Annotated in this window: 6 protein-coding genes; 1 reads left to right on the forward strand and 5 read right to left on the reverse strand. The window is 59.2% G+C overall.

The annotated features are described in order from the left end of the window. The 5 genes from ACLKMW_RS22130 to ACLKMW_RS22150 all read right to left on the reverse strand — a co-directional run bounded on the left by ACLKMW_RS22130 (position 1) and on the right by ACLKMW_RS22150 (position 4,811). Positions 1 to 717 carry an ABC transporter ATP-binding protein gene (locus ACLKMW_RS22130; protein ID WP_415726695.1) on the reverse strand — a complete coding sequence of 239 codons (717 nt, stop codon included), beginning with the start codon at positions 715 to 717 and terminating at the stop codon, positions 1 to 3. Next, a complete protein-coding gene (locus ACLKMW_RS22135) occupies positions 714 to 1,484 on the reverse strand; it encodes an ABC transporter ATP-binding protein (protein WP_415726696.1) in 771 nt (256 codons plus the stop codon). The genes ACLKMW_RS22130 and ACLKMW_RS22135 overlap by 4 nt, the downstream gene beginning before the upstream one ends. Continuing rightward, on the reverse strand, positions 1,477 to 2,511 hold the full coding sequence (locus ACLKMW_RS22140; protein WP_415726697.1) for a branched-chain amino acid ABC transporter permease: 1,035 nt from the start codon (positions 2,509 to 2,511) through the stop codon (positions 1,477 to 1,479). The genes ACLKMW_RS22135 and ACLKMW_RS22140 overlap by 8 nt, the downstream gene beginning before the upstream one ends. A gap of 6 nt (positions 2,512 to 2,517) precedes the next feature. After that, entirely contained in the window at positions 2,518 to 3,381 is an 864-nt protein-coding gene (locus ACLKMW_RS22145; RefSeq protein WP_415726698.1) for a branched-chain amino acid ABC transporter permease, read from the reverse strand. Positions 3,382 to 3,608: 227 nt separating this feature from the next. Further along, the gene (locus ACLKMW_RS22150; RefSeq protein WP_415726699.1) at positions 3,609 to 4,811 is read right to left on the reverse strand and encodes an ABC transporter substrate-binding protein; all 1,203 of its coding nucleotides are present in this window, start codon (positions 4,809 to 4,811) and stop codon (positions 3,609 to 3,611) included. 186 nt (positions 4,812 to 4,997) lie between these two features. On the opposite strand from ACLKMW_RS22150, the gene ACLKMW_RS22155 reads away from it, so the two are divergent. Beyond that, a complete protein-coding gene (locus ACLKMW_RS22155; protein WP_415726700.1) occupies positions 4,998 to 6,404 on the forward strand; it encodes an aminotransferase-like domain-containing protein in 1,407 nt (468 codons plus the stop codon). Positions 6,405 to 6,586: the final 182 nt, after the last annotated feature.

The following is a 6,586-nucleotide window of genomic DNA, read 5'->3' on the forward strand; positions in this document are numbered from 1 at the left end:
CTATCCTCCGAGATATGCCCGTCGCACGTCGTCATTCTCGGCCAGTTCACGAGACGGGCCGGAAAGTGCGATCTTTCCCGTCTCAAGCACATAGGAGTGGCTGGAGAGCTTGAGTGCCATGCGCGAATTCTGCTCGACCAGAATCACGCCGACGCCCTCGTCGCGGTTGATGCTGGTAATGAAGCGGGCAATCTCGCGCACGATGATCGGCGCGATGCCCAAGGAAGGCTCATCGAGCAGCAGCAGGCGCGGCTTCGACATCAGCGCGCGGCCGATGGCCACCATCTGCTGCTCGCCGCCCGACAGGCTGCCCGCCTGCTGTTTGATGCGCTCCTTCAGTCGTGGAAAGCGCGTCAGGATACCATCCAGATCGGCGGTTACGCTGGCGCCGTCCCTGCGACGGTAGGCGCCCATGAGCAGATTGTCCTTCACGCTCATGAAGGGGAAGATGCGGCGGCCTTCCGGCACCATTGCAAGGCCTTGCGCGACGATCTGGTCCGGACCCCTGCCGTCCAGCCTCTCGCCGTCGAACCAGATCTCGCCCGCCGCGGGCGCGGTAAGTCCCGTTATGGCTCGCAGGATCGACGTCTTGCCGGCGCCATTGGCACCGATAAGCGAGATGATTTCGCCTTTGCCAGCCGTCATCGAGATGCCCTTGACGGCCCGCACCTTGCCATAGGCAACCGACAGGTCGTTGATGGAGAAATGCGCGCTCACAGGCCGATCTCCTCGTCTTCCGCGCCGAGATAGGCCTCAATGACCTTGTCGTTTCTCTGTATCTCGGCCGGCGTTCCTTCCGCGATCTTGCTGCCAAAATTCACCACGAGGATGCGTTCGCTCACCGACATCACGGCCGCCATGTCGTGTTCGACGAGGATCGGGGTCACGCCCTCGTCGCGGATCTTGCGGATCAGATCGACGCCCCTTTTGGTTTCATCCGAATTCAAGCCGGCGAACGGCTCGTCGAGCAGGATGAGCTGCGGACGGGCGGCCAGCGCGACTGCAATTCCGAGATTGCGCAGCATTCCATGCGGCAGCGAGGCCGTGACGGCATTTGCTAAATCTCTCATGCCCAGCATGTCGAGCACGTGATCGGCATATTTGCCGGCCTCGCGATCGTCGCGTCTGGCTGTGGGCGAGCGGAAGATCATTCCAACCAGAGATGCCTTGCAGTCCTTCTGATAGCCGAGCAGGATGGTCTCGCGCACCGTCATGTCCTGGAAGGAGGTGTTTTCCTGGAAGGTGCGCACGATACCATGCCGGGCGACCGCACTCGGACCAATCCCCGTTATGTCACTGCCGTTGAAACGGACGGTTCCGGCGGTGGGCGTGAGAAACGAGGCGATCAGCTTGAAGCAGGTGCTCTTGCCGGCGCCATTGGGGCCGATGATCGACAGGATCTCTCCCTTAGCCAGCGTAAAGCTGATGTCTTTTACCGCCGTCAGTCCGCCAAAAACCTTGGTCAATCCGGAGACTTCAAGCATCGGTCGCCTCCTTCGTCTTGGCGGAACGCCGCCTTATCACGCTCAGTATCCCGTTAGGCATGAGCAGAATGCAGAGGATCATCAGTCCGGAGAAAATAACGGTCTGGTAGCGCTGGAAATCATGCAAAAGCTCGAAGCTCAGCATCATTGCGAGCGCCCCCACCAACGGGCCGATCACGAATTCCAGTCCGCCGACGAAGCAGTAGACCATGAAGTAGACGCTATCGATGACCTGGAAGGAGGTCGGATAGACGTTCTGCTGCAGAGCGGCGAAGAACGCCCCGCCAACACCGGCATAGAAGCAGCTGATCATGAATGCGACGACGCGGTATTTGGCGACATTGATGCCGAGGCTGGACGCGAGATCCTCGTTCTGCCGCAGGGAACGGAACACCGCGCCGACTCGGCTGGTGTCGAGCATCCACATGAACCACAGTCCAAGTAGCATCAACGTACCGGCGAGATAGAAGAAGGGAAGACGCGCGCCCTTCTCAAATGCCGGGATGATGACCAGGCCGAAAAGCGAAAGTTCACCCGGCAGCGGCAGATCGACGATGCCCTGTGCGCCGCGCGTAATCGACGGGAAACTGAGAGCCGCCAGTCGGCACGCTTCGGTGATGCAGAGCGTGATCATGGCGAAGTAGACGCCCTTGAGGCGTAGCACCGGCCAGCCGATGAGCCCGCCCAGCAGCGCCGAGACCAGACCCGAAAGCGGCAGGCAGATCCAGAATGAGAGGCCAAGCTGCGACACCAATATTGCCGTCACATAGGCTCCGATGAGCGCAAAGCCTGCCTGGGCCAGGTTGATGCGCCCGATAGCGAAGGTCAGCCATACGCCAAAGCTGATGAAGCTGACGACCGCCATGGTCGTGACCACATTGAGAACATAGCCGCTGCCACCGAAAACGAGCGGCACGGCGGCGAAGTAGATTGCCGCGATGACCAGTCCGAGTCCGATCGGCTTCAAGGTCGACGCGCGCACCGCAAAGTCGGTTTCAGAGGCGGAGATGACATGTTGCGTGTTCATGATCGATCAGCCCCACGGCTTGCCCATGATCCCGTTCGGCCTCACGATGAGGAAGCCGATCACGATCAGGAAGATGACGAGGAAGGTCATTGAGCCTGGAAGCAGCGCGTAGCCGACCGACTCCAATACACCGAGAACGAAGCCGCCCAGAATGGCACCCGAAAGCACGCCCGCACCTCCGATCATGATCATCAGGAATGCCTTGATCGACACGGCGGTGCCGGCGCCGGTATGGACGGCAAAAATTGCCACCAGCAAGCCGCCGGCGAGCCCGGCCAATCCTGTACCAAGGCCAAAACCCAAGGCGGAGAGCCATTTGAGATTGACGCCCTGAAGCGCTGTCGCCTCACGATCCTGGGCCATAGCGCGCAGGGCACGACCGGTCTTTGTATAGCCGATGAAAGCCATCAGTGCCGCGATCAGGAGCGTCGCCACCACGATGACGACAATCCTGCTCGTCGGCAGTCGCGCGCCGAAAAGTTCGACAATGCCGGTGGCGATGGGCGGAACGCCCCTTTGCTTCTCACCGAACACAATCAGCGCCAGGCTTTCGAGGAAGACGGCCGTGCCCATGGCAAGCAGCATCGTCACTTCCTCGCGCTTCACGCGCAGCATGACGGGCCTGAACAGGAAGAGTTCCATCGCCACGCCAAGCAGGCCGACAATGACGAAGGACATCATCAGGCCAACCCAGAACGGCAGGCCGAAGACGACGTTGAAGTAGTAGACGACGAATCCGCCGATCATGTAGAGCTGCCCGTGCGCGAAATTCACCACCTTCATGATGCTGAAGATGATGGTGATGCCGAGCGCTATCAGCGCGTAGGTCGTTCCGACGACAAGTGCGTTGAGCAGAACCTGCGTCATCATATGGTCTCCTTTGGTTGGGACGGCGTCTCGTCGTCCCAAGAACTCGCGGCTGCGACTCATGAGCAGCGAATTATCGAGGCTGGCGATGTGGGACAGTCCGCCAGTCGCACTGTCCCGACATGTTTAGAGCGTCGTGCGTTCACTCGGCCGTACAAAGGACGCTCTAACACTCTGATTGAGCGTCGGATTGTTCCGAGAACCGGATTTCAATTTTTCAGTCCGATGCTCTAGTCAGCGAGTTCTCCGACGAAGAGCGGCTCATACTCGCCGTCCTTGACCGCCTGAACGACGATCGGCACCGATACCTGCCGGGGCTGGCCGTAATCCTTGCGGCCGACATATTTCAGCTCGCCGCCGTCCTTCAGGAACGGATTGGTGCCGACGAAGCTGTCCAGCGCCACCTTGAAGACTTCCGTATCCTCGAGCGCCTTGGGTCCGGCGGCTTGCAAGGTCTGGATCATGATCTCCGGGCCATAGACATAAAGGCCGGCAACATCGTTCCACTCGCCCCAATCCTTGGTGTAGCGCTCGATGAACTTCACCATGAAGTCGCTGCGGATCGCCTCGGTGCTGGCACCGCCCGCCACGATGAACCCATTCGCGGCCTCTCCTGCCACCTCGTAGATCGCCTTCGGGTCCTGTCCGGTCTCCGTACTCATGGTACCAGTAAAGCCGAGTTCGCGTGCCGCCTTGATCAGGGGGCCGACATCAGACGGATTGACTCCCGATAGAACGATATGGTCGGGCTCCGAACCAATCAATTTGGTGAGCACGGGGAAGAAGTCGGTGGTGCCGGATTCGTATGTCTCCTGGTCGGAGACGACATTCAGGCCGAGCGCCTTCGCGGCTGCCGAGCCCTCATTGCGTTGATTGATAGGATCAGCGTTGTTCTCGCACACGAAGGCGATCTTCTTCACGCCCTTGTTGTCCATCAGCCATTTGTAGATGATCGGCCCGACCTGGTAGGAGGCCACCATACCGAGGATCGACTGCGATGCCGGTGCTGTATAGAGCGACTTCGAAAACGCATAAGGCATGTTGATGGTGTTGTTGGCCTCCATCACCGACTTTGCGCTCTCGGCGGTCGAGTCCGTATTGGGACCCTGGATGTATTTCACACCTTCAGCGATGAGCTTTTCGGCTCCGGTCTGCGCGCCTTTCGGATCAGCCTTGTCGTCGACGCAGACGACTTCGATCTTGTAAGTCTCGTCGCCGATCTTCACGCCACCATCGTCGTTCCACATTCCGGCGCGCGATTTGAACGTCTGGCACATCACGCCACCCCAACCCGCAAAGGGGCCGCTCATCACCCCAAGCGCACCAATCTTCAAAGTCTCCTCGGCTTGCGCCTGTGCCGTTAATGCCAGCGCACTAGCCGCAACGCCCAAAATAAGCTTGGCGCGAAAAGAATTCCTGCCCGATGAAAGCATGATTATTATCTCCTCCACTTTGACTGTCCGGAAGTCTTGTTTTTATTTGACTTACCTGGACTGGTTCAATTCAGCATAAGCGACCCATTTACATGCCTTGTGCTTTGTTCATATTGAGCGTATGATTTCTCATTCAATAGTGTCAATCAATTCATTGACACGGTGTCAAAATAGCGGGGCGCTGTGATGTGGACACCCGAGATAAAGAAGGGAACAGGTCCGATTTATATGGTGATCTGCGATGCGCTCGAGCGCGACATCGCGGAGGGCAAACTGCGGCCAAGCGAGAAGCTGCCACCCCATCGTGAGCTCGCCTATCGGCTCGATGTCACCGTCGGCACCGTAGCCCGCGCCTACACGGAAGCGGCGGCGCGGGGCCTCGTCGTCGGCGAGGTCGGGCGCGGCACCTTCATCAACGATTTCGACAGCCATCGTGAGGACATCACGCGCCTTGTCGTACCCGAAAAGCCACAGCCCGAGGTCATCGACCTCGGTTTGAACCTTTCGGCAATCGGGGAGGCGGAGGAAATTCTGCGATCGACGCTGAAGGACATGTCACGGTCGGGTTCCATCGACCAGTTGCTGGTCTACCAACCCAGTGCCGGCATGATCTCGCATCGCGCCATCGCAACGCAATGGCTCGGCAAGATCGGCGTTCGAACGCATCCCGACAATGTCATCATCTGCAATGGTGGCCAGCACGGCCTGCTGCTCAGCATGATGGCACTGGCCGGCCATGGCGACTCGATTGCCACCGAGCCCCTCACCTATCCGGGGGCCAGAGCCATCGCCCATCAGCTCGGGATCAATTTGAACGCGGTGCACATGGACAAGGAAGGTATTGACCCGACCGCGCTGCGCGAATTGTGCGAAACAAGGAAGCCGAAGGCGCTCTACTGCATGCCGGTCCTGCAGAATCCGACCACCATCACCATGTCGGAACGCCGCATGCAGGAAATCGCAAATATAATCGAGGAGTTCGGTCTCTATATCATAGAGGACGATGTCTACGGCTTTCTGGCCGAAGACAGGCCACCGCCCTTTGCCGCGCTTATTCCGGAGCGGAGCATCTATCTTACCAGCGCTTCGAAAAGCATGGCGCCCGGCCTGCGCATCGGCTTCCTCGCGGTGCCGCCCAAACTGCGCCGTGCGGTGCAGGAAATCGTGACGATGAGCAACTGGATGTCGGCACCGCTCATGGCGGCAGTGGTCACCAATTGGATTGTCAACGACTATGCCGACAAGCTGATTGCCTGGCATCGTCGCCAGGCGCGGGAACGCCAGGAACTGGCGCACCAGATCCTCGGCTCCTATGCGCAGCCGGCATCGACCTCCTGCTACCACCTGTGGCTGCAACTACCCGAGCCTTGGCGAATGGATTCCTTTTCGGCGGCCGCGCTGCGCGAAGGCGTCAGGGTCATCACGGCGGACGCTTTCTCGGTGAAGCGGGACCATGCGCCACATGCCGTAAGGCTCTGCCTCGGCGCCGCCCATTCGCTCCCTGACATCGCGCTTGGGCTGGACCGGCTTGTCGGCCTGCTGGGATCGCGACCCCGACCTCACATGGATTTGCAGTCGATCGGCTACATTTGACTGTTAAATCACAGGTTGTGTAAAGTTACACCCGCGGCCGCTCCACTTCCGACTGAACGTCTTTGCCGATACCCGGCAAAATTGCTTGGGTGTCAATGTATTCGTTGACTTCGTTCAGCCCGTTCATACGATGCGGATGAAGAGGTGCAATAAGTCCAAACCAATCAACAAATGCACCTCCT

The organism is Borborobacter xinjiangensis (assembly GCF_047739745.1).
In the GTDB taxonomy this organism is placed as follows: domain Bacteria; phylum Pseudomonadota; class Alphaproteobacteria; order Rhizobiales; family Rhizobiaceae; genus Pseudaminobacter.

What these genes read in the sequence shown, in the direction of transcription:
- ACLKMW_RS22155 (WP_415726700.1), top strand. Translation starts at nt 4,998, where the DNA reads ATGTGGACACCCGAGATAAAGAAGGGAACAGGTCCGATTTATATGGTG.
- ACLKMW_RS22135 (WP_415726696.1), bottom strand. Translation starts at nt 1,484, where the DNA reads ATGCTTGAAGTCTCCGGATTGACCAAGGTTTTTGGCGGACTGACGGCG.
- ACLKMW_RS22145 (WP_415726698.1), bottom strand. Translation starts at nt 3,381, where the DNA reads ATGATGACGCAGGTTCTGCTCAACGCACTTGTCGTCGGAACGACCTAC.
- ACLKMW_RS22150 (WP_415726699.1), bottom strand. Translation starts at nt 4,811, where the DNA reads ATGCTTTCATCGGGCAGGAATTCTTTTCGCGCCAAGCTTATTTTGGGC.
- ACLKMW_RS22140 (WP_415726697.1), bottom strand. Translation starts at nt 2,511, where the DNA reads ATGAACACGCAACATGTCATCTCCGCCTCTGAAACCGACTTTGCGGTG.